We start from the raw sequence: 24977 nt of genomic DNA, 5'->3' as shown, positions 1-24977 counted from the left end.
GTTTTTTCTTTATTTGGCTTTATAGCCTACGATCCCGAACGATTTATGCAGGGCCGGGATCAGCCACATAATTAGTCCGGGTAATCCCCAGCGTTTTTTTTCTTCGCTAACAAAATAAAACCGTTCGATCAGTTTCAACCCCGGTACCCATTGTTCGACAGTGTGAGGATCGTTCAACCCAAAATGGAAACGGGCTTTCGTACGTTTTACCGACTCATGTTTATCGGAGTTGCGTGCCGCCCATTTGCTGACGAAGTCGAAATAGATCTCGCAACCGGGGAAACGTTTAGCCAGATTTTGGATAACCGATTTAACCTGTTCTTCGGAGAAATACATCATCACTCCTTCAGCAAGGAAAAGAAAGCGGCTGTGCGGATGCTTTTGTTTCAGCATATCCATCCAATCTGTTTCGAGCATGGAGCCTTTGATGTTGATATCTCTTGTCGAGGCGGGGAATAGCTTCTCACGCAGTTCGATCACTTCGGGCAGGTCGAGCTCGTAGAAGGTTGCCTGGTTGCGGTTGGTGACGCGTTGGAAACGACTGTCAAGGCCGCAACCTATCTGCACTACTACAGGGTCTTCGGTTTCTGTACGATCGATGAACCAACTAACCAGCCGGTCGTAACGGCGCAAACGGATGGCAGTACCGGCTGTACTCATCGAAATCTTTCCGAATTTGGCGAAGTCGTAGTCTATTTTTTCAACCAGCTCGCAAGCCATCGGGTCTTTTAATATCGCATCTTTCCGGCGGCTTTCATAGGCGCGTGAAAGTAAGGGGATGAATAAGGTTTCTGCAACGTTGTCCTTTATCCCGGGTTTTATTTTATTCATAATATACCTACTTTTAGGGATTGATTATCTGATACAAAGGTGGGATATTTGCTACCGAATTATTTACGCAAGAAGGAATTGCATTTTAATCTGACGGAAAAAATGATACACATCGAACTTTCATCTCGCGGAAGAGACACGATCGCCCTGGAAATGCCGGATATAAGTTACTTTTCTACCAATGGCTCCGGTAGGCTGGAAGAGAGTAGCTGGAATATGGGGAACGAGTTGCTGACTTACAGTATTTCCGAGTTCAAATGCAAGGATTTCAATGTGGCAAAGTACCAGATACATTGTAAAGAGGATTGTTGCCTGCATTCACGGAATGCGGATTGTTCTTTTATGGGACTTTCTTTTGTCCGTCAGGGAATGGTTGAATGTTTTATGGCAGAGACACGGGATAAGCGGATCTGGGCGGAAGGATATACGAATGTCATGGTCAGCTCGGGGATCAAGGAGGAACGTAACCTATTTAGCAAAGGGGAGACTTTCAGCATGACAAATGTGCTGGTATCACCTGATTTCTTCCGTCATCTGTCGGAACGCTATCCTGAATATTTCGAGAAGGCTTATCTGCGGCTCGACAGTGGAGAGACTTTTTTTCTGGCTCCCGAAAATATACTGATTCCCGTAACTCTGGATACGGCATTGAACGATATTGAATTATCGCGGATGATGGGGAATGCTTCGCCGATGTATCTGGAGGCAAAAGTGGTCGAATGTTTGTCCCTGTTTATGCGGGAGACGGAAGGAAAGGAAGAGACTAAGGAAAGAGTGGTCTCCGTTTCTGACCGGGATAAGATTTACCAGGCACGGGATATTATCTGCACCGAGTATCTGAACCCGCCGTCATTGCGTGATCTGGCTTTGCGCGTCGGGACGAACGAATGTACGTTGAAAACAGGTTTTAAACAGACGTTTCGGACGACTGTCTTTAATTATTTATTTGATTACCGAATGAATATGGCTGTTCACTATCTGTTGGATACCAATAAGACGATAGCCGAGGTTGCCAGTCTGGTCGGATATGATTATCAGGGACATTTTTGCACGGCATTTAAAAGGAAATTTAATATCGCTCCTTCAGAATATAGAATGAAAGCTTAAAAAGGAATGTAAGTTAATTATAGAAAATAATAAGACCAGCTTAGTTGCAGGTTCATTTGATGATTGACAGCAAATGAACCTGTAATAGCCAAGCCTTTTTGATAATGGGATAGTCTACTTTCGGTAAATCCCATCCTTATTTTTTCTTTCTGATTTTCTTTTTTATCCAGAAATAATAACCGGTTATGGCAAATACTGCTCCGAGGAAAGAGACCAGGCAGGACAGTATGCGGGTAGTCAGGCCTCCCCATGAGCCGACATGTACTGAATAGATCCATCCCCTGATCTTTCCGGAATTGGGAAGATCTTTATATAATTGTACATCTGTGATCTCACCGTTTGCCGGATCGAAAGTATAACGGTCACTTCCCCGTGTATTACCATATTGAGCAGCAGACACCGTTGCCGATCCATCCTGAATAGTAATGGAGTTGTATCGCGGATAACGATTTTGCAAATCAGCTAAAACTGTTGCCCATTGTACATAATTGGTTACCTTTTCTTTGGAGCCTCTTTCACGAGTGCCTCTCTCTCCCGATTTTCCTTTTAAATCGGACGAAGCTGGAGCCTGTGTATGCCCCTGCGTTTGAGCCGTTTCGACACCGAATACGGTATAAAAAGCATCGCGATACCAACCGAAGGACCAGGTTAATCCGGTCAATGTCAGGACGAGTAATAGCAAGGTTGCATAAAAGCCCCCTGAAACATGCAGATCGTAAAAGAAACGATACCAGCCCGCTTTGGTCTTTATTTTCAAACGATTTTTTAGCGCTTTCTTATTACGGGGATACCAGATAACCAACCCGCTTATCAGGATAAAGGCAAGTACCAGCGTCGAATATCCGACAACCGCTTTACCCAGAGCGAAACTGTCGTCTCGTTTATAGGTATCGAGCAGCCAGCGGTGCAGGCGCATCATTTGCATGAAGAATCCCTGTCCGTCGTCGATACCCGTGATCTCTGCAGTATAGGGATTGATGAATGCCGCCGCCTTTTTACCCGGTAAGACTACCTGGTAGGTCCTTTTCGGATCCTGCATGACACGTAGACCGTTTATCTTGACTGAGTCGGGAAGCTGCTGGCGTGCAGCGTTTAATAAGGCGGCAGGAGGTAGCGGTTCCCCTTTTACCTCCTTGACGAAATAGCGGGAAGGATAACATATTTCCAGTATCTCTGTTTCAAATACCAATATTGCACCTGTCAGGCAGACAATCGCAATGATGATGCCGAAAGGTATGGATAACCATAAATGTATTTTTGCAAATAACTTTCTCATTTACCAAATAATTGTTTGATCCCGTCATATATTCCCGGAATAGCGACTGTTCCGTGGTTCTCTTCGGGAAATGATTTACTAAAAAAACGCAGGTTTTTCGCCTGCGGCAAAATCTCCTGAAGGAGATGGTTCACTTTATTAAGGTGGATATCCACCCGATCGGAACGTTTTTTGGAAGCGACACCGATATACAGGCTTTTCCCTGCAAAGTCCTTTCCTTCGATCAGCGAAGCGGCCTCCTGTGACAGTTTGCCCTGATCCCACCACAGGCTCGGGTCGATAGCCAGATAGGTGTCGAACAGTTCCGTATGGCGGAGAAATGTATTGAGCGTAAACAAACCGGAATAAGAATGTCCGATCAACATATTCTGTCCGTTCGTCCGGTAACTACTGTCTATTACACCTCGAAGCTCTTCCGTCAGAAAACGGCTGAACGACTCACTTCCGCCCCCTTGCGGGAGAGTGCCCGGGGTAATCTTTCCATCCCGTCCTGCAGCAGAAGCTGTCGGAGTGAGGTCGCGTGTACGGTCGACATTCAGTACACCGACAATGATGCTGGGAGGAAGATGTTTGCCTTTAACAGTAGTGAATGTTTGGCTAATACCCACAACCGAATGGAAGAATGAATCCCCGTCGAGCAGATAGATCACCTGATAGCGTTGTGTCGTATCCCGTTCGTAATTGTCGGGCAAATGTACCCAGTAGTTTCGTTCTTCCTGCAAGACCGTGGAATAAAGGCTGTATTTCTTTCCTATACAAATATCCTCCTGGCTCCGCATGGTTAGCGGGAGCAGGAGGAATACAAGAAAGATGTGAATACGAATCATCTTTTATCTTAATCGTTATTATTTAGCGACTGTCAGTTTGCCGACACCGCTCACTTGAGTAGCTTCGATAGTCAGACCCTTTGTTGCTACGGCTGTTGCCGGATCGATCTTATAGATGGCAGGATTACCACCGCCTTCATTGAAGGTAACTGTTACATAAGCATTTCCGTTTTCAACATACGGTGCATCGCCGAAACCGCTGATCTGTTCTACTGAAGGAAGACCGGTTACATATGTCAGTTTCTTATCGCCAGCTTTGAAGATTGCCAGTTGGTTCGCTACGCGGTCTGCATTGGAGAATGGTTTATCATACATCAGCAACATGAAATAGTCGCCTGTGATATGCCATGTGCGAAGGAAAGAATTTCCGTTGGTCATCGCTTCCAGATTGCAATAATAATCATCGAATTCAGTCTTTCCGGCAGGGATACGTACCACACCGGCAGGCAGTGTCGTCTGTTGGCGTGCGTCGGTCATCGTTTTGGCGAAGCTCGGGGAGAATACATACACATCGCCATTATCGGCAGCCCAGATCATTTGATAATACTGTGATTTCATACGTCCGGCAGCATAGCTGATTTTATCTGTCCGGATCAGCTTCTTGCTGGTCATGGTGGCATCATCAAAGATGGCTACCCAACATTCGTTCGGGTACTGAGTCCACTGCAACTCGTCTTTTTTATACGCGCTACTGTTTGAACCGCCTGATTCTTTCTTTACCAGGTCTTCGTTACCCGGCAATACCCATTTGCCATTCTGGTCTTTTGTTCCGTACTGGCTCAGACCCATTGGGATAGCTGCCGTATAAATCTTATTGTTATGCTCCAGAAGACCTGCCAGTGTCACATATTCACCGTTATCCAGGAAGTTTTCAGACAGATATGCTTTGTTTTGCGTATCGTTGGTCGTGAATGTTTCGGCTGCCGGATCGAGATAAGACAGCATGAATACTTTCGGAGTATAACCATTCTCGTCATTCCATTCGGTAGGGCCGTCGCCAGTTGAAGAGGTCATGATATACTTATCGTAGATACCATAAGTAGTAAATCTCTTTACACCGAATTCGGCGGAACGCTTCTGCAATTCACCTGCTGAATCCATGATATAGGAGCGGGTACCTCCGGCTTCGCCCTGGTTGTATGTCAATGCGTATAAATATTGATTCTTAAAGAATACCCAGTAAGTTGCACCATCGTTCACAACACCGTTGTTTTTGGTTGTAACTGTACCTTCGTCCAGGGATTCGGAGGTCACCAATACATTGGTAGTATTTCCGGAAGCCGTTACGGAAGCCGCGATTACATATTCCGCATTTTTATCTTCTTCTCCGCCGCCGTTATCTCCGCCATTGCTCGGATCGTCATCACATGCTGTAAGTGTCAGTCCGGCCATCGCAGTTGCAAACAGGCCTGTTAAAAAGAAATTCTTCTTCATGTTGTGTTTGTTTTAATATGATTACTATTTATTGTTATTATATTGATAAAATATCTATTTCTGTCATCTGCCCAGATAGACGCGGAACTTCCCATAAAACGCCCGTCCTGCTTTCTGAAGGCTGAAATTGTCGTAAAGTTTTTCATCGGTGAAGTTACGGCACTCGAAAGAGATGTTGTAACGTCCGTTCTGAAGGCTGTAAGACAGCGTCAGGTTATGTGAAAACTGGTTGGGAACGACATATTCACCTTTGTTCGATCCGATGATGGATGAATAATAGGTAAAGCTATGCAGATATTGATTGTCATAAGTGAAGATCAATGTATTGCCTTTCTTCCAGAAATTACGCCAGTAGAGTGTTATATCCGAATCGGCAAAACGGTAGGGCAGGTTCGGCATACGCTCTTTGTAAGCGATATTTTCCGCCCCGCTGCCGATGGCCGTTTTCTGGTTGTCACGCACATTCATCTGCGTATAATTACCTCCTACACTCAGCCAGTTTGAAAAACTGTAACGGGCGGAGAGATTGTAACCTTTCGTCAGCACCTTGCCATAGTTGATATAGCTTGCAGCTTGTTTCCCGCCACTCAGGTCGGTAATATTACGTTGGATATAATCGTTGGTATTACGATAGATCAGCCCCCCTTCGACATAAAGACCATGTTTACCCAGCGTCTTGTTGTAGCTGACATTCAAGTTCACATTGTCGCTCTTTTCCGGCTTGATGCCGATATCGCCCATTTCAAGGTCTTCATTACCGAACATCTCTTCGATGGTAGGAAGGCGGTAGGCTTTCTCGTAGGAAAGTTTAGCCTGCAATCCCGGCAGGATGAAATAAGTACCTGCCGCACCATATCCAACCGAACTTACGCTGCGGGAAGTGCGGACATATTCAGAGCTCGTATTATCAGTTGCCATCGGCCCTGCCACATACTGATTATAGTGCTTGCCGAAAACGGACAGATTCCAGTGTTCCGACGGCATCAGGCGATAGGACAGTCCGGCAATATTCTTGCGTGTCTGCTTGTCGATCGCATCCGTCAGTTCCTCATTGGTAAGCAGCGAGGTATTGGAACGGCGGAAAGCGGTCAACACATTATTAAATGTGAAAACATGGGCATGTCCAAGACGATAATTGACGGTTACCGTACCATTCCAGTTATTATTGTCCGACCTTGTATGCTGATAAGACTGTTCGCCACGCGAATTCATCAGATTCTTTTCGCCGCGCCAGTTATATTCGTAAGCAGACGTATCGATATTGGTCGTCATGTTCTTATTATAGTTAGCGGTGAAAACCAGGTCCAGCCCTTTGGTCAGCAAGTCGCGTTTGTTATATTCGAGCGACGGCATCAGCGAATGGCCTTTACGATGTTTATCGCCATACACCGTATTCTGACGTACACCTGTCTGTATCTCCTGATACATATTTGAATAAGTAAAACCCAGCAACAGACGGTCTGCCCAGTTTCTATTGACAAACCCCACTTTTCCGATCACCGCCTCATTATGGTAAGTATCGTTGAAACGCTTCACACGTTCCTTTTTATCTGTATCGAGCCGTCCGGTTTCAAAATCCTTCACGGGGGCATCTACATAATAATCGTTATCCGAATAGTTCTGGAAAGCGTTGATCTCATAGGTGAAACCATTATCCAGTGTCTGCCCGAAGTTGACATACGATTTATGTGTATTGAACGATCCGTAAGAGTAGGAAGCATCGAGGAACCAGTTACGGCGTTTTTTATTCGTCACGATATTGACAACCCCGCCGATCGCATCCGTCCCGAATCCAACGGGTACGACTCCTTTATAGACTTCGATACGTTCGGCAAAATTGACCGGAATGTTATTGAGTGCAAACGAATTTCCGACACCTTCCTGCGGTACGCCGTCGATAAACACCTTCACATGCTTCCCGCTGAAACCATCCAACATCAGTTGCATATCCGATCCGACACCACCCGATTCACGCAGTTTCATTCCCGGCGCTTTCGACAGGGCATCGCTCAGGCTCTTGGTCGAATTTTGAAGCTCTTTCGTATCTACCGCAATGGCATTGAAGGCAGAGCGTTTCAGTCGGCTGATGCCGTTCGATACGATAACTACTTCATCCAGTTCTTCCACCTGCGGCTTGATAGTCAGGTTTTGTTTCGTACGTTCACCGGCTGTCAGGCGGACTGCTTTCTCTACGGTCGTATAGCCAATGGCCGATACCACCAGTGTATAGTTTCCTGCAGGTGCTTTAAGATGATAGATACCTTCTTCATTTGTCGTACCTCCGTAGTTTGTCCCTTTCAGATAGACAGTCGCAAAATCAACAATTTCTTTTTCCGTCGATAATATCTTTCCCGAGATCATCGCTTCCTGCTGTGCCTTTGCCGCCACCGCCACAAAAACAAGGGAAAGCGTGATCATTAATCCTCTTACAATCGCTTTCAATGTATTCAATCTTTTTACCGTTACTAAAAACTGATGCAAAGGTCGGGTGAAAATAAAAGCGCATCAATCACCGATTATAGGTAAAAACAGAGAGGAAAATGGGGGGTAAAAGTAGCTATATGTAGGTAGTCGGTTTTTTTTAAGTATAGTTTGTTGGTTCATTTACACGTTAGCTATTGGCAAATTGTTTCAAGCCATGAAAAAAGACGCCATCAGTCATTAATATGAACAAAAAACAACTCTCTTTGTCCTGTTACCCGCTATTGAGTGACAGACCATTTATACCATTAATTATGGAAAGATACGTGAATATCATGCTTGATGAAGGCTTTAAAACCGTATTCGGGGTAAAGCAAGTAGCCATCGACTTTATCAATGCCACCCTCCTGGGCGAGCGTCGGGTCAAAGACCTGACTTATCTTGATAAAGAAATCCAACCGGAAGTAGTAGAACAACGCACAGTGATCTTCGATCTCCTTTGCGAAGACGTGGACGGGACAAAATTCATCCTGGAAATGCAGAATTGCCCGCAACGTTATTTCTTTAACCGTGGATTATATTATCTTTGCCGCATGGTCTCCCGTCAGGGAAAGACGGGACGGGATTGGCAATATGGCCTGCTTCCTGTCTATGGCATTTATCTGTTGAACTTCAGCCTGCCGGAATTCCACAACTGGCGAACAGACGTAATCCTGGCCGACGAAGCAACGGGTAAAACTTTTGGTGAGGTCAAACTGAAACAGATCTATCTGTCGTTCGACTTGTTCAATTTTACTCAAGAGGAATGTAAGACTCCTCTTGAAAACTGGATTTATATATTGAAGAATATGAATTTATTTGATATGTCTCCGTTCAAGGAGAAAGAGGATGCCTTCAGACGTCTGCTCGATGTGGCAAACCTCAGTGCCATGACTGACCATGAGCGTGCTGTCTATGAGGAGAACCTGAAGATTTACCGCGACTGGCGCGCTACGCTGATATATGCAGTAGAAGAGGCAGAGAAGAAAGGTAAAGCGGAAGAACAGCGTCTTATTGCTGCAAACTTTAAAAAACAGGGAATAAATAGTGAAACTATAGCTCAGTGTACAGGATTATCGGTAGAAGAAATTGACGAATTGTAGTTTATTATTGGCTATAAAATAAATTATCAGCCGGGTTGTTCAATACATAACAATCTGGCTGATTTTGTTTCTGTCTTTATCAGAATGAAACTCCAAAATGAAATAACATATATGATAAAATCAATTTATTAATATCAACTTTAAACTTATTTATTATGGCGGAAATACAATGTCTCAAGAGGAAATAGGGATAATTTGTGCTGCCTATGTGCTTATTATACACTATTTTATTCTTTCTTTTCCACTCTTCTCTTCAAAATACCTATAACTAGGTAAGATCTCCTTTTTTTATACCCCTTTTTAGGGATTTCACATTCTTTCAGAAACCCGGAACTTTGCGGTCAGAATATATTTTACTAAATAATAGAACGCAATGAAAAAGAATTATTACTTATTAGCGATGCTGCTGGTCAGCTCTTTAACGTTTTTCTCGGCTTGTAGCGATGATGATGACAATGGTGGTGGCGATACCGACGAAACGGTAAAATCGGTTACTCTCGATGCTACAGCCTATGATAAATGGATGTATTTCAGCTTTAAGGATGGAAAATCGGTTGCCCATGAGATCGAACCGGCTGCCGGTACTTATAAAGGCGATATTTCACTTGATGTAACAGGAATGGGAAATATGGGTACTGTTTCCGATCTGAACCTGGTAGTTACCCGTCTCGAAGGGGATTCCTTAACTTTTGCATTAGACGAATTCGATTTTAGCCAATATAAAGATATCGCTTTAAAAGCCGGATTTAATATCGCTTCGGATACGATCGGCTGGACACTGACCGGCGGTACAGTCACTGCAGGCAATATCGTTATCACTCCTAAAGGAAATGTGAACGGCGATAGCATTAATCTGATCATAACAACAAGACCCGGAAGTATGCCGATGGACCTCATCGTCACGTATAAAGGCAAGCTCGAAACGCGCGGTGGTATCGATGAAACCTCTTTTGATTGGGACATCGCTTTGCATCGCTATGATGTAAAGACCAATGACGGATCGGCTCTCGATACAAAAGAAACGGATATTACAAAAGTAACGACTGCCCCGGCCAGCGGTTATGTGGCTGATGTCAGAACAGATAGCTTGATGCTGAATACGAATGGAATGCAGTTGCCTACTCCCAAGATCGGTTATACACCCAGCTATTGGAACGAAGTACTGAATAAAGGTATCGAATTCAGTTCTGTACCTATGCCTCCTACAGCGGCAAACTGGTCGATGAGCAACATGGTATACGTCATCAAACTGAAATCCGGCGAATACGCAAAGATCAAATTCACCGATTATTCAAATGATGCTGACGTAAAAGGACATATCTCCTTCGATTACGTATATCCTTTCAAGTAATAAATTCTATCTTCTTATATGAAAACGATTTTATTGATCCTGGCATCAATAGTATTATGCGGAAACCTGTCGGCGAATGAACCTCCCCGACAGGTTTCCGGTTGTATAACCGACGAAAAGGGGGAAACATTGCCTTATGCGAATATCCTGGTAAAAGGAACGACTCACGGCACGGCTTCCGATCTCGACGGTAATTACAAACTAGACCTCTCAAAGCCCGGAGAATATCACCTTATCATTAAATACGCCGGTTTTACTCCTGTTGAGCAGCGCATCTATTTACACGGCGATACGGTCATTAACTTTCGCCTGAAAGAAGATGCCCTTAACCTGAATGAAGTGACAGTGACGGCTACCCGTACCCCCAAACTGTTGAAAGACGCTCCTGTCATTACCCGTGTCATCACTGCTACCGATATAAAGAAACTCAATGCCGTTACCGTGCAGGACCTGTTGGAAACGGAATTGCCGGGTATGGAGTTTACACGCCAGATGGACGGTCAGATCGCAGTCAACATGCAGGGTATGAGTGGTAAATATGTGCTTTTCCTGATCGACGGCGAACGTATGGCAGGTGAAACGCTCAACAACGTGGATTACAACCGCCTGAATGCCGATAATATCGAACGTATCGAGATCGTGAAAGGGGCCGCATCGGCTCTCTACGGCTCCAGTGCGATCGGAGGTGTAGTCAATATCATTACCAAGGAACCGTCCAAACCGCTCGAAGTCAATGTAAGCGGCTATTACGGAAGCAATAACGAACAACGTTACGGCGGAACGATCGGTACAAAGCAGAAAAATATAAGCAGCTTGACTTCCGTCATGTACAAGAACAAGGATCATTATAGCCTGTGGAGTTCCGATCGTACGGATTCAGCGATTATCTATGGTGGAAAAGACCTGAGTGTCGATGAAAAATTATCCTGGAAAGTCTCCGATAAAATAACATTGACGGGAAAAGGTGGTTTTTATACCCGCCTGGCTGATATTGCGAACGATAAGAAAACAGATCGTTACCGCGATTACAACGGCAGTGTGCGAATGAACTACCTGATATCGGAAAAGCAGGATTTGACGATCTCTTACCTGTTGGACCGTTATAACAAATATGATCATTATACGAAAACAGATGCCGATTCACTGAATTACCGGAATACACAGCATACGGCACGTGCACAATACAATTACTCTTTTACCCCTAACAACACGTTGATCGGGGGAGCCGAGTTCTTTCGTGACGAACTGATGTCTTACCAGTTCAGCGGCGATACACATTCCACCAACGATTATATTCTGTATGCCCAGCATGATTTTAATGTGACGGAACAGTTCAACCTTGTGTATGGGGGACGTATGGATTATTATAATTCATTCGGTGCGCATATCAGTCCCAATATCTCTTTAATGTATAAGCTCAAACCGTTTACGTTCCGGACTTCCTATTCGCGTGGTTTCCGTGCTCCGTCATTGAAAGAGATGTGGACTGAATGGGATATGGGCGGTATGAATATGTTTATTATTGCCGGTGATCCCAATCTGGAACCGGAGATCAGCGATAACTTTTCCGTATCTACCGAATATAGTCGTGACCGTGTGAATTTCTCCGTGATCGGTTATTATAATAATATCAAGGATAAGATCACAACGATCTTTAGTGCGGACCGCGATACTTCTTATTACCGGAATATCGATAAATCGAAGTTGGCAGGCCTGGATGCAAACCTGGCTGTCAAATGTCCCTACGGGTTTACGGTGAAGGCGGCCTATGCTTATGTCCATGAGAATATGAAACAGAATGGATATAATGTATCGTCTACCCGTCCTCACTCTGCCACTCTGGGTATAAATTACGAATATTCAAGAAAGAATTATGACTTGAATGTGGCATTGAACGGCCGTTTCCTCGGTAAGCTGGACACCTACGAGGCGAACAGTACGGGCGATACCTTTACGCCGGTGCATTATTCCGGTTATCAGAACTGGAAGATAACAGTTTCACAACGTCTGTTCGGGGCTTACCTGCTTCAGGCAACGGTAGATAATATCTTTAATTACAAACCGGATATTATAGCCTCCAATTCGCCGATGTCGCCGGGTACAACCTTCATGATCGGCCTATCTGTTAACATCGACGAGATATTCAAATAAGCAAACAACAACAAACCAATAAATAATGAAACGGAATTTAATCATTGCAGGAGCAATAATCGCTGTCGTATTGATAGCCTGGTTTATCTGGGCGAAGGTAGCCGGCACGACCAAGGTGGCTCTTGTGAACTTCCCCAACTATCAGGTTGCCCGCATGGCAAAATCCCTGGATACTGGTTTTATCGACCTGAAACAATTGTCGATCGACGATTTCGACAAACTAAACCGCTACGATGCGATCCTGATCTTCGGTATGGGTATCCGGATGACAGACGAACATCGTGCCGTACTCGAAAAGATGAAGGAAAAGAATGTACCTGTCTTTTCAACTGCTGTGACCGATCCTGTGAACAATATCAGCAGCCTCGATTCCATTCAGAATAAACGGGTGGCGGATTACCTCACGAATGGCGGTTCCGTCAACTACCGGAGCCTGTTCAACTATATCCGTAAAGAGCTGACAGGCAAGAGTGCCTTTACCGGAGAGATCAAAGAGCCGGTGGAGATAAGCTCCGACGTCCTGTTCCATCTGGATGACGAACGGGTATTCGACACGGTCGCCGATTTTGAGAAATATTATAAGGAAAAAGGCTTTTATAAAGAGAAGGCTCCGAAAGTGGCTCTTATCGTTGGGATGGCGGGACCGTTCGATACGAACAAGGATCATCTGGATTCATTGATCGTCAGCCTCGAACGGCGCAATATGAATGTCTATCCTGTCTCCGGCTTCGCCAGCCGTCTGAAAATGCTGGAAGAGATCGATCCGGCAGCCGTGATTTATATGCCGCACGGCCGTTTGCTGATGGGGCAGGGCGAGAAGGCTGTGGAATGGCTGAAAGCACATAATGTGCCCATGTTCTGTCCGATCACGATCAATGATACGTATGATAACTGGATGGCAGACAAGCGCGGTATGGCAGGAGGCTTTATGAGCCAGAGTATCGTGATGCCCGAACTGGATGGCGGTATCGTTCCGTTCGCCCTGAATGCACAGTTTATCGATGATGACGGGTTGTACCTGTTTAAGAATATCCCCGGGCGTCTGGCGCAATTCTCCGATATGGTTGCCAATTACCTGCGGTTGCAATCGCTTCCGAATAAAGACAAGAAAGTTGTTATCTATTATTATAAAGGTCCGGGAAAGAATGCCATGACGGCAGCCGGACTGGAAGTGCTTCCTTCTCTCTATAATTTCCTGAAAGCACTGAAAGCGGAAGGATACGATCTCTCTGCTTTGCCGGCTACGGAAAAGGACTTTGAAGCTCTGATCAATGAACAAGGTCCGGTATTCAATGCTTATGCTGAAGGGAACATACAAAAATATCTGAATTCTGGTTATCCAGCCTGGGTATCATCTCCGCAATACAGTACCTGGTTGGAAGATATATTCAGTCCGGCGATGCAGGATACGTTGATTCATAAATATGGAAGAGGTCTGGGAGACTATTATACTCGTGAAGTGGATGGTATCGAACAGATTGCCGTAACCCGTATCGATCTGGGTAATGTGGTCTTATTGCCTCAGCCTACTCAGGGAACGGGGGATAACTCTTTCGCTGCCGTCCATGGTTCGAACGAGATACCACCTCATCATTATATTGCTTCTTATCTATGGGTACAGAAGGATTTCAAGGCGGATGCCATGATCCATTTCGGTACGCACGGTAGCCTGGAGTTCATTCCCGGCAAGCAGGTTGCCCTATCGTCCGACGACTGGACCGACCGCCTGGTGGGTTCGCTTCCTCATTTCTATCTTTATACGATCAGTGACGTGGGAGAAGGACTGATCGCCAAGCGCCGCAGCTATGCCGCAACCATCTCTCACCTTACACCGCCTTTCATTGAAACCGGCCTTCGCCGCGAAGTGGACGATCTGTTGAACGATATCAAGCGTTATCTGGCAACCGACCTGCGCGACGAATCCCTCAACCTGAAGATCAAGAACAAAGCGATCGGGATGGGATTACACCGCGACCTTCAACTGGACAGCATCCGTACACAAGCTTATTCTGATACCGAGATCGAAAAGATCGAGAACTTCGCAGAAGAGCTATGTGCCGAAAAGATCGTAGGCGGCCAATATACCTTAGGTGTTCCGTACGATGAATCGAAGATCGCTTCTTCTGTAAAACTGATGTGTACCGAACCGATCGCCTTCAGTCTGGCTAACCTGGATGAGGTACAGAAGAAAGTTACACGGAAGCAAATCGAGAACCAGGCTTTCTTTAATGATAACTATCGTACGAAGGCACAGTTGGCTGTTAAACGGGTCATGGATAATCCGGCTATGGCAGACGACCCGGCTTTGCTGGCTCAATTGGGTGTCTCTCCTGTCACTGTCGCTAAAGCACAAGCTATCAAGAAGGCATCCGAACCGAAGATGAACCGGATGATGGCTATGATGATGGCCAAAATGACGGAAGAATCCAAAGACGGCAAGAAACCGAAAATGGGACACGGCCATCCTGCCGGTATTCCCAAGACTGGCAAGATGCCGGATGCTGTAAAGAAGATGCTTGCCTCTGCCGATACAACAGCTAAAAGCCAACATCCGATAGACGGAAAGAGCGGAGCGACCCAACAAATGGATACCGTCACCCGCGAACAACTTCTGTTTGCCAATGCCGTTTTGGATATTCAGGATGCTATCCGGAACGTGAATAATTACCGGGAGTACCTGCGTAAAAGTCCGCAGATGGAACTGGACGGTTTTATCAATGCGCTGAATGGGCATTATGTAGCGCCCAGCCCCGGCGGAGATGTTATTTCCGACCCGAACGTATTGCCTACCGGACGTAACTTATACGGTATCAATGCCGAAGCAACCCCGACTCCCGCAGCCTGGGAAAAAGGGAAAGAGATGGGCAACCGCCTGTTGGCCGAACATGCGAAGAACCACGGTGGCGCAACTCCTCAAAAGGTCAGTTTCACGCTTTGGTCGGGCAGCTTTATCGAAAGTGAAGGAGCAACGATCGCTGAGATCCTTTACTTATTGGGTGTTGAGCCGATCCGCGACCAGTTCAACCGTGTGCTGGATATCCGCCTGATCGATGTCAAAGACCTGGGCCGTCCGCGTGTAGATGTGGTAGTCCAGACTTCCGGCCAGTTACGTGATGTGGCAGCTTCCCGGCTGACCCTGATACAGAAAGCCGTAGATATGGCAGCTGCTGCCGGAGACGGTGAAGATAACTATGTGGCGAAAGGCCGTAACGATGCCGAGCGTGTCTTATTAGATAAAGGTTTCTCTCCGAAAGAAGCCCGCGAATATGCAACACAACGTGTTTTCGGCGGAGCGAACGGTATGTATGGAACCGGTATCACTTCTATGGTGGAAAGTGGTGATCGTTGGGAAAACGAGTCTGAAATAGCCAACGTTTACCTGAATAATATGGGAGCCACTTACGGTAATGAAAAAGACTTCGGTGGTTTTAAACCCGGTATTTTTGAAGCTGCCCTTCAAAATACGGAGGCTGTCGTACAGCCCCGCCAGAGTAATACCTGGGGAGCGCTCAGCCTCGACCATGTCTATGAGTTCATGGGCGGTATGAGCCTGACGGTCCGTAATGTAACCGGCAATGATCCTGATGCTTATTTCAATGACTTGCGTAACCGCCATCAGGCTCGCGTACAGGATTTGAAGTCGGCGATCGGTGTGGAGACCCGTTCGACCCTGTTCAACCCTGTTTATATGAAAGAACAGATGAAAGAAGGCGCTTCCGCTGCTAATGCGATGTCGGAAACGATCCGTAATACATACGGCTGGAATGTCATGAAGCCGAAAGCGATCGACAATGAGATCTGGGATCAGTATTATGAAGTATTTGTAAACGACAAGCTGAATGTCGGGGTGAAAGAGTTCTTTGAACGTGAAAACCCGGCTGCTTTGCAGGAAGCAACGGCAGTCATGATGGAAACGGCCCGTAAAGGTTACTGGAAAGCGACTCCGGAACAGTTGAAAAATATTGCGGCTCTTCATTCGGAGCTGGTTGAGAAATACGATGCCGGTTGTAGCGGCTTTGTCTGCGACAATGCCAAATTACGCTCTTTTATCGGCGAACAGTTACCGGAAACTTCTGCCAAACAATATCAGGGTAAGATCGAATCGGCCCGTAACGAAAGTATTTCGGATGACGGAAAGAGTGTTGTCCTGAAGAAAGACAAGACTGTTCAGGCTAACGAACCGATGAAGCCGGAAAACATGTCTTCATTCAGCCTCGCTCTGATCAGCTTCTTCTGGCTGGCTGTGATCTTCCTGCTTATATTCTTTATTCGGAAAAGAACCCGGAAGACTAAAAAGAGAAAATAACGATGGATAATATATTGCTTTTGCTGTCGCTTTTTGCAGTCGTCAAGAGTTTATTTATGACAAGCCTGTTACCGAACCGCTGGTACAGGCTTGCCTTCAGCCTCTCGTTGGGTGCATTCATCATGCTTTGCCATCCGTATGCGATGGAAGTGAACAAGCTGGAGTTGCAAGGGGTGTTGTCGAGCCAGTCTGCTATGATGAATATTTCGCTGGTGGTGATGGTGGATATGCTGTTGTCGTGTTATTTCTGCATCGCCCGCATCAAGGATTGGGAGGATAGTAAATCGTTCCGGTGGTATACCAAACTGTTCAGGTATATGCCGTCACTACTGGTTTTTCCAGCCTTGTATTATATTCATATCACGCTGTTTTTTTCGCTGACAGGAGTTGATTTTCTGCGCACGAGTATCGGACTGGCAGCGGGTGTGACGATTACGTTCGGACTGGCTTCCTTCTATATGCGTAAACTGATTGCAGAAAAAGAACTGTTGATCGAACTGGTGGTCATCCTCACTTTCTTTGTCTGCGTACTGGTGATCTGCTGTACGATCTTTCATCCGTCGGCAACCGTTTACAATCATCCTTCGCCGATCGACTGGGTGGGATGCGCAGGAACATTAGCTGTACTGCTGGCTATTTTCATTCTCGGATATCTTTGGACACAGGTGGTCCGCATGTATAAACAACGTAAAAATTCTAAGCACTAAATATCATTATGGAACAAGTTTCAAATATTTTATTCTGGATATCAAATGGGTTATTGGTACCCGTCATTGTAGGTTTGCTCTTTTTCTTTGCCAAAAGTGTTGTTATGCTGGGGGGCTTTGTCGGTCAGTATATACAACGTATCAAACAGGATAAACAGTTGCGTCTTCGTATGGACCAGCTGGATCAATCGACTATTCATGCTTTTTCCGGAGAATTGGATGAGCAGCCGGATTCTTTGTTTACTCAAACGGCCAAACAACTGCTAGCTACGGATAGTACGGCGGTGGCAAACCGTGTCCTCTCCGAATATGAAGTGACAGCCGATTCGGAACTGGGTAAATATAAGGTATTGGTAAAATTCGGTCCGATCCTGGGATTGATGGGTACGCTGATCCCGATGGGACCGGCTTTGGCTGGACTTTCCACTGGTGATATCGCTTCAATGGCTTACAATATGCAGGTGGCATTCGCTACAACCGTATTGGGGTTGTTTTCCGGTGCAGTCGGTTTTATCTTGTTGCAGGTCAAGCAGCGTTGGTTCACTTCCGATCTGATATATCTCGATTACCTGTCCGAACTTTCCAGAGAGAAGCCGGTAGCGGCCAAAGCGACATTAGTAACCTCTAAAGCTGTAAACGAATGAGTCGCCGCCGGGTATTGAATGCAACCGAAGATCATGATCCGGTTGCGATGTTGTCGAATTTGTTCGATGTGGCTATGGTATTTGCCGTAGCCTTGATGGTCGCATTGGTTACCAAGTTCAATATGACGGAGATCTTTTCGCAGGAAGATTATACGATGGTGAAAAATCCCGGCAAAGAGAATATGGAGATCATTACGAAGGAAGGGCAGACCATTACGAAATATAAGCCTTCGGAAAGCCAGGAGAAGTCCGGTAAGAAGGGAAAGAAAGTGGGTATAGCCTATGAAATGGAAAACGGGGAGATTATTTATGTTCCCGAATAAATTTATGATTACTTTTGAAACCAATAAAAATAAATAACACGTATGAAACTTACTTCTCCCTGGACAGGTATACTGTCTTTCCTGATCGTTTTATTCACGATGCCGTTAGGACATGCTGCCATGATCCTGATGGAGAAACTTCTGGGGCATGATCTTCTTTATCCTGCAGCGTTCGGCCTGGGGGTGTTGGGAATCGTGATGTTGTTGATCGGGATCATTTCCAGGAAAGAGACTTCGGCAACGTTTCTGGGATTGTTCGGCGGACTGTTCGTCTGGACAGGATGGATCGAGTTCGGGTATGTCTATTTCGCCAACCGCTTCGGTGTACAGCCGCTGATCGAGAACGGTCAAGTGGTGACGAAACCGGAATATCTGATCATGCCTTCTTCGTATGGTTTCTGGGCAATCGTTATGCTGTTCTATATTTTCAGTACCCGCTCGGGTTGTAACTTTTTTAACTGGATACAGCGTAAGATACATTACGGTCAACCGGTGGAGACACTTCAGCCGATCATCCGTAATGCAGCCATGACTACTTTTATGGAACTGAATGTTCTTTTATGGACTTGTTACATGATATTGCTTTTCTCTTACGATAACGAGTTCCTGGGCGATCGTCATCCGGTAACGATGTTGATCGCTTTCGGTTCGCTGGCCTGGTCGATCTATCTGTTTATCCGTTTGCTGAAGATCAAGAAACTGGCGTATGCTATCCGTTACGCTATTCCGACAGTGATCATCTTCTGGACCTTTGTCGAGATATTGGGACGTTGGGACATCCTGACCGAAATATGGGTGGAACCGGCTCACTACTGGCTGGAGATGACAATGATGACCGTCGCTTTCCTGGTATTGCTGGGGGTATTATTGTTCAAGCATAGAAAGTAAGGTTTGAATTAGAAATAATAGAACTACTTTTCCCTTGATGGAAAAGTAGTCAAAAGATCAAGGCTTAACCGGCTTCACTGCTTCGGCGAAAGACTGCGCTGAAAAATCCGAAACTCGCTGCGCTCAGACAACGGATTTTTTTAACCGCTTCGTCTTCCTCCTTCGCGGACGTTCACCCGCTTAGGCCTTTCATAGGAAGCTCGGCTTCCTTTTATGATTGCCGATACCGACACCTATATAATATAACAGGTGCTTTTGGTTTTAACTGACAGTATCGGCCATCATAAAAGAACGCAAAGCGTTCTCTGAAAGGCATCAGCTGGTGAGCGTTAAACGCAGCAGCCGTAGAGAGCGTCCGGAGCATCCGCTGTTTGAGCGCAGCGAGTTTCGGAGGCGACAGCGAACGCAGGATGCGGAGTAGCGAGGCAGGTGCAGCCTTGAACTTTTGGTTACTTTTCTTTCAAGAGAAAAGTAACATTTAATTCTGATAATAATTGAACTTTTTTTCTTTTAAATAAATGTCATTTTGTCGGCTTGAAATTTAATTCGCAAGCATTTTGGTTGAATAATCGGAGTATTAATAACATACGCTTTCGGTATTACTCTTCTTATAGAAAAGGGATATATACATTTATTAACACAATGTTTAACTGATAGGCATTTTTAATTCGATTGAGAAAAAAGATAAACTCGTTTTAAACGAATTATTTTTCCTTTTAAATGAGTTTTATTTTTATTGTAGCGGAAATATCTGCTTGTTTAAATGTGTTTATTTGTTAATTAAAGGCTGTTTGTGTTATTTTGTACACATCGGAAAAGTTCGATTGTATGTTATAAAGCATTTAGTCACTTCTGGAACCGCTAAAAAAGCAAGCAACTCTCTTCTGCCTAAAAGTTCGACAATAATTGTCTCTCACAATAAAATAGCGGATATTGTAATGATAATACGATATAATAATATCAATGCATCTGTAATTATGACATCTCGAATATGGTAACCCTCTCTACGATCGAATAAGAACAAACCCTCACCGCTCCATCCCCATACAACTCATCCGCAGGTTACATGAGATAACATTTTGTCAGTTTGATATTCTATTGACACATTGGCAAATTGACTTATTATTGACAGTCGCTGAACTGATATCTTTTTAGAGATTATTCTGAATGTAATCCTGGAGTGTGAAATCCTTTTTAGTTTCCGGTTTGCCGGGGATAGTCTCTATTGTGTTTATAAAGGCTTTTTGCCGGAGGAGAACAAAACGGTCCAGAAAACTCAGGATATCATACCGGTTGTTATCCATCGGTATCCCTGCCATCTCATGACCCGCTTCTTCTGCCAGATAGAAATAATAGGGAGATTGTTTTACCTGTAACTGTTTCGCTATAAAATTCGACCCCCATAACCCCATATTTTCAAGTAAAGCCTTATCGAAAGGAACTGTTCGGTCTGCATTTCCATGGAAAAGCATAATAGGGCACGGTAATTCCTGCCAGTCCGGTATTCCCAGACTACAGATAGCTCCGGCAAAAGAGATAACGCCTGCATAATTGAAAGATTCAGGCAGTTTTTGTGTTAAAGGAGTTCGGTTACATATTTCATATTCTGCCTGCAGGGAGGTGACGGCTCCGGCACTGGAACCACAGGCAACGATCTGTTCCGGGTTTACTTTCCATTCTTTGCTGTTATCGACAATGTAACGTGTAGCATCGAAAAAATCTTCTACAGCCATTGCAATAGCTTTTTGTAAAATGGCGGCAAATTGCATCGGGTCGGTCATCTTCCCGGTATCTATATCTTTCAAGCCGGTCCGGTAATCGGTCGATACAACTACATAACCGTTTTTTGCCAGGAAATGAAAGTAGGGAATATAGCTGTCGTTATCCCTGTTACCACCTTTAAAACCCCCTCCGAAGGCAAAAAGGATGACCGGTTTGGATAACGTATCACCAGCTGATATATTCTGTAATTCATATTTATCCAGACGTAATGTATCTGCTCCTTTTATGGCGAATGTATAGGTTTGTTTACCTACTATATATTCATTGGCCCGGCTTCCTGCCGGTTGCCGGTTACAAGCTGTCAGAAAACAGATCATGACCGTTATCAGGGATAAGAATAGTTGTTTGTTCATAACTTTCCGTTTTTATATTACCCGTAAAAATAATGATATATCTGTAGATACTCTGTTTGCTAGCCGTTATTTTATGTACCCGGGGCAATATCGGTTTCCTTTTGGTATAACAAATGCCGGTAGTTGCTATGGTAAAATGCCGCATATAATAACAATACGCAGAAGCTTACAGATTTATTATTTTCTTTTTTTGAGAAATATCTGTATTCTTCTGCGTTATCTGCGGTCGGTAAAGCTTTTTTATTCCATCCAATCGCCATCAAATCCTTCACCGGGTCCACCCGGTCCCCCTGGTCCGCCAGGACCTTCGGGAGCTCCGTTACCCGGACCTTTCGGGCGGTTCTCCTTCATGTACTTCTGATACTTTTTGTATTGTTCTTCAGTCAGGATCTTTTGGACGGCAGCATCGTGCTCGCTCATCATTGTATCCATTTTTTCCTTCATCTCGTCGGGAGAAAGCTGCTCTTCACTATCCCTGTCGGGACGCATCTGTTGCATTTTCTCCATAAAGGTTTTCTCTTCCTCTTTGAGTTGTGTCACCTGCTCGTCCGTAAGCGACAGTTTCTTTATGAGCTTGTCGGTGATAAAGGAAGGGGTTTCTCCTTTCCGGGGAGGACGTTGGTCCGGTCTATCCGGCCTGTCATGGTTACAACAACAGCAACAACAGCGAGGCTTTCCGGGGAAAGGTCCGTGTTGGGGCTGGGCGGCTGCGGAAGCCAGTAAGCCAAAAGTGAATAAGCTTGCAATAATCATTTTCTTTTTCATATACCTTTCGATTATGTTGATTTATCGGTGAAGATAAATGACATTGCAAGCTGTTACAAATAAAATAGACAGACAGGGAAAGATTGCCTGTAAACGAATGATATTTCCCCTTTAAAATCAGGACTGGGAGATCAACTGCATCAGTGTTTCATGCATCGCACTGTTGGTGGCAAGCACTTCATCACCCGATTGCCAGTTGTCGCCACCGCTGAAATCGGTCACTTTGCCTCCTGCCTGCATCAGGATCAGGGCACCGGCGGCAATATCCCAGGGGCCGATATAGGCCTCGATACGGGCTTCGAACCGTCCGGCGGCGATATAACATACTTCGGCCGCTGCCGCTCCCATCAACCGGGTTCCTCCGGCAAAGCCGTACAGCTTGTCGACCAGGTGAAGGGCTACCGGGCGGTAGGCATCCGAGTTGTAAGGGAATCCCAGATCGATAAAGGCTTTGTCGAGGTCGGACACGTCTGAAACATGAATTTCTCTGCCGTCGAGGTAAGCCTTGCTTCCTTTCCAGGCATAGAAACATTCGTCCCGGCAGACTTCATAGACTACACCGAGTAATAACTCCTCCTTGTTGCGCAGGGCGATGCTGACACAGTAAGGGGCAAGGTCATGAATATAGTTGGAAGTCCCGTCCAGCGGATCGACCAACCAACAGTAGTTCTCGTCGGTCAGGCTTCCGCTACCTTCTTCGGCAATGAAACCGGCTTCGGGAAGTAGGGCGGAGAGTTGTGCGATCAGCCATTTTTCCGATTCTTTGTCGACATACGATACATAGTTGTGGGCACTCTTTTCTTCTACACGTGCGCGGTCGAATTTACGTCGTTCCTCTTTCAGGAAAGCCCCGGCCTGCCGGGCTATCTGTTGTACCTGGGTACAAAGTTCTTCTAACTTCAACATATCTTTATAATCTCTTTTTGGTCTGACAAACATACACATTTTGGAACTAAATAGTAGGGGTTGTACTGAATATTAATGAAAAAGATATACTTTTGAGAAATTGTAAAACGATTGTCCTATGAGTATCTTTAACTTCCGGAAACATCCTGCCGGTTATGGCGGTGAGGAGAAAGCGGAAACTTATGATTTCTTTGAGATCGCTGCTTTCTTCCGTTGTGATTCCCATAAACAGGCTCTGGGGGTATTGTCTGAGCAAACATGTTCTGACCTGGGACTGGATGATCTGTTTATGTTTACCGACCGTACGGCCTCACGGGTGGGCCAACAGTACCTTTATAATCTGATGCGTACGATCCCGGCTAAGGAAGGAGAGATAAAGGCGAACGAGGCCATCATTGAAAAGTTCTCTGCCGATTCCGGAGGGCATGCCTCTGTAGTAAAGGAACTGCATACTTTACAGGCTGTGGAGGCGTACAGTATCGCTCCCTTATTGCAGACCGAACATCCGCCTGTACCTGCCTGGTGGCAGTTTGTGCTCCGGGTTTGCAGTCTTTTGCCGACACTGTTCCTTTTATTGTTTCTGTTTTATAAGCTGGTACCGGCATTGCTGCTGTTGGTTGTTGCTATTTTGGTGAACGGAGTGCTCCATTACCGGAATAAACACAACGGTCTCGGGTATCTGGTTTCCATGCCCCAGTTGATGAAGATGCTGGACGCAGCAGGGAAACTGGCGGCTGATCCGTTGTTATTCGTGATAAGTAAAAAGGTGCCGGAGGCACTGGCTTCGTTGGAGACGTTGAGGCGGTCGAGTAAATCCCTGCGAATAGAGTCGAGGCTGGATAACGACCTGGCTGTGATTTTGTGGGCGATTACGGAAATAATAAAGATATTTTTCCTGATAGAACCTTTGTCCTATAATAAGACGGTCCGTTTGTTGAAAGATAAAAATGCGGCCATCGAAACCGTATTCCGTTTTATCGGTTTAGCCGATAGCCTTTCGTCGGTGGCTTTTCTCCGTAAAGGGCTTCCTTCTTATTGTCTTCCGGAACAACCGGACGGGGAGGTGCGTGTGGAAGCAGACGGGATGTATCATCCGCTGGTGGAGAATTGTGTCCCGAATGCGATCGGCATACAAGGGCGTTCTGTCCTGTTTACCGGTTCGAATATGTCAGGTAAGACGACCTTTATCCGGACTTTAGGCGTGAATATTCTCGTGGCACAGACATTGAATACCGCTTTTGCCCGGCGGATGCGGTTACAGATGCCCGTTATGATACATGCCGCGCTGATGTTGTCCGACAGCCTGTCCGATGGCAAGAGCTTTTACATGAAGGAGGTGGAATCGATCCGTGACATGCTTTCTTACAGCCAAAGCGAACAGACCAACCTTTTCCTGCTGGATGAAATATTTAAAGGAACGAACACGACTGAACGGATAGCGGCGGCTAAGGCTGTGCTGTCATTCCTGAATACTTCCCGCAATATTGTGGTGGTTTCCACCCATGATACCGAACTGGGAACATTCCTTGCAAATGAATACGATTTATATCATTTTTGCGAGACAATATCCGGGGGGATGCTTTCGTTCGATTATAAGCTGAAGTCCGGAAATTTATACCAGCGGAATGCAATACGGATCCTGGAAATCAACAATTATCCGGCCTCATTGATCGAAGATGCTTATTCCGTTATCCGGGAGATAGAAGGTTAAGCTTTTTATTCTTGAATTTCTTTTCTATATTTGTTAAAGAATTTTCAAACAA

18 protein-coding genes are annotated in these 24977 nt (G+C 45.4%); 10 read left to right on the top strand and 8 right to left on the bottom strand.

From position 1 onward, the window contains the following. Positions 1 to 9: 9 nt before the first annotated feature. A complete protein-coding gene (locus tag DWW23_RS02690; RefSeq protein WP_122351755.1) occupies positions 10 to 831 on the bottom strand; it encodes a class I SAM-dependent methyltransferase in 822 nt (273 codons plus the stop codon). Between the two features lie 102 nt (positions 832 to 933). Here DWW23_RS02690 and DWW23_RS02685 point away from each other — a divergent pair, with 102 nt between their 5' ends. Then, complete coding sequence (locus DWW23_RS02685; RefSeq protein WP_122352008.1) at positions 934 to 1938, top strand: AraC family transcriptional regulator; 1005 nt, start codon at positions 934 to 936, stop codon at positions 1936 to 1938. A 136-nt stretch (positions 1939 to 2074) separates the two neighbouring features. Here the strand turns inward: DWW23_RS02685 and DWW23_RS02680 are convergent, their stop codons facing one another. The 4 genes from DWW23_RS02680 to DWW23_RS02665 form a co-directional block, all read right to left on the bottom strand. After that, positions 2075 to 3214 carry a PepSY domain-containing protein gene (locus DWW23_RS02680; RefSeq protein ID WP_122351754.1) on the bottom strand — a complete coding sequence of 380 codons (1140 nt, stop codon included), beginning with the start codon at positions 3212 to 3214 and terminating at the stop codon, positions 2075 to 2077. Beyond that, the gene (locus DWW23_RS02675; RefSeq protein WP_122351753.1) at positions 3211 to 4041 is read right to left on the bottom strand and encodes an alpha/beta hydrolase; all 831 of its coding nucleotides are present in this window, start codon (positions 4039 to 4041) and stop codon (positions 3211 to 3213) included. The genes DWW23_RS02680 and DWW23_RS02675 overlap by 4 nt, the downstream gene beginning before the upstream one ends. Positions 4042 to 4059: 18 nt before the next feature. Continuing rightward, entirely contained in the window at positions 4060 to 5475 is a 1416-nt protein-coding gene (locus DWW23_RS02670; protein ID WP_122351752.1) for a DUF4374 domain-containing protein, read from the bottom strand. Positions 5476 to 5538: 63 nt separating this feature from the next. Continuing rightward, complete coding sequence (locus DWW23_RS02665) at positions 5539 to 7893, bottom strand: TonB-dependent receptor (RefSeq protein WP_122351751.1); 2355 nt, start codon at positions 7891 to 7893, stop codon at positions 5539 to 5541. 317 nt (positions 7894 to 8210) lie between these two features. Here DWW23_RS02665 and DWW23_RS02660 point away from each other — a divergent pair, with 317 nt between their 5' ends. The 8 genes from DWW23_RS02660 to DWW23_RS02625 all read left to right on the top strand — a co-directional run bounded on the left by DWW23_RS02660 (position 8211) and on the right by DWW23_RS02625 (position 19408). Then, complete coding sequence (locus DWW23_RS02660; RefSeq protein ID WP_122351750.1) at positions 8211 to 9038, top strand: Rpn family recombination-promoting nuclease/putative transposase; 828 nt, start codon at positions 8211 to 8213, stop codon at positions 9036 to 9038. A 373-nt stretch (positions 9039 to 9411) separates the two neighbouring features. After that, positions 9412 to 10389: an HmuY family protein gene (locus DWW23_RS02655; RefSeq protein ID WP_122351749.1), complete on the top strand. Its 978-nt coding sequence runs from the start codon at positions 9412 to 9414 to the stop codon at positions 10387 to 10389. An 18-nt stretch (positions 10390 to 10407) separates the two neighbouring features. Further along, the gene (locus DWW23_RS02650) at positions 10408 to 12540 is read left to right on the top strand and encodes a TonB-dependent receptor (RefSeq protein ID WP_122351748.1); all 2133 of its coding nucleotides are present in this window, start codon (positions 10408 to 10410) and stop codon (positions 12538 to 12540) included. A 25-nt stretch (positions 12541 to 12565) separates the two neighbouring features. Beyond that, a complete protein-coding gene (locus DWW23_RS02645) occupies positions 12566 to 16846 on the top strand; it encodes a cobaltochelatase subunit CobN (RefSeq protein WP_187576583.1) in 4281 nt (1426 codons plus the stop codon). Between the two features lie 2 nt (positions 16847 to 16848). Then, positions 16849 to 17553, top strand: a complete 705-nt coding sequence (locus tag DWW23_RS02640; protein ID WP_122351746.1) for a hypothetical protein — start codon at positions 16849 to 16851, stop codon at positions 17551 to 17553. A gap of 8 nt (positions 17554 to 17561) precedes the next feature. Continuing rightward, complete coding sequence (locus DWW23_RS02635; protein ID WP_122351745.1) at positions 17562 to 18197, top strand: MotA/TolQ/ExbB proton channel family protein; 636 nt, start codon at positions 17562 to 17564, stop codon at positions 18195 to 18197. After that, entirely contained in the window at positions 18194 to 18520 is a 327-nt protein-coding gene (locus tag DWW23_RS02630) for a DUF2149 domain-containing protein (protein WP_122351744.1), read from the top strand. Before DWW23_RS02635 ends, DWW23_RS02630 begins: the two co-directional genes overlap by 4 nt. Positions 18521 to 18562: 42 nt before the next feature. Continuing rightward, positions 18563 to 19408 carry a hypothetical protein gene (locus DWW23_RS02625; protein WP_122351743.1) on the top strand — a complete coding sequence of 282 codons (846 nt, stop codon included), beginning with the start codon at positions 18563 to 18565 and terminating at the stop codon, positions 19406 to 19408. 1151 nt (positions 19409 to 20559) lie between these two features. Here DWW23_RS02625 and DWW23_RS02620 read toward each other — a convergent pair. From DWW23_RS02620 to DWW23_RS02605, 3 genes are all read right to left on the bottom strand, one after another. Continuing rightward, positions 20560 to 21543: a S9 family peptidase gene (locus DWW23_RS02620; protein ID WP_233564249.1), complete on the bottom strand. Its 984-nt coding sequence runs from the start codon at positions 21541 to 21543 to the stop codon at positions 20560 to 20562. Between the two features lie 240 nt (positions 21544 to 21783). Continuing rightward, positions 21784 to 22308, bottom strand: coding sequence for a DUF4890 domain-containing protein (locus tag DWW23_RS26505; RefSeq protein WP_187576581.1), 525 nt, complete (start codon positions 22306 to 22308; stop codon positions 21784 to 21786). Positions 22309 to 22425: 117 nt separating this feature from the next. Continuing rightward, positions 22426 to 23214, bottom strand: a complete 789-nt coding sequence (locus DWW23_RS02605) for an inositol monophosphatase family protein (RefSeq protein ID WP_122351740.1) — start codon at positions 23212 to 23214, stop codon at positions 22426 to 22428. 118 nt (positions 23215 to 23332) lie between these two features. Here DWW23_RS02605 and DWW23_RS02600 point away from each other — a divergent pair, with 118 nt between their 5' ends. Further along, positions 23333 to 24925 carry a hypothetical protein gene (locus DWW23_RS02600; protein WP_122351739.1) on the top strand — a complete coding sequence of 531 codons (1593 nt, stop codon included), beginning with the start codon at positions 23333 to 23335 and terminating at the stop codon, positions 24923 to 24925. The last annotated feature ends 52 nt before the right edge of the window (positions 24926 to 24977 follow it).

The sequence above is a fragment of the Parabacteroides sp. AF14-59 genome, assembly GCF_003479515.1.
GTDB lineage: Bacteria > Bacteroidota > Bacteroidia > Bacteroidales > Tannerellaceae > Parabacteroides > Parabacteroides faecis.
This window is presented reverse-complemented; position numbering and strand designations above follow the sequence as displayed.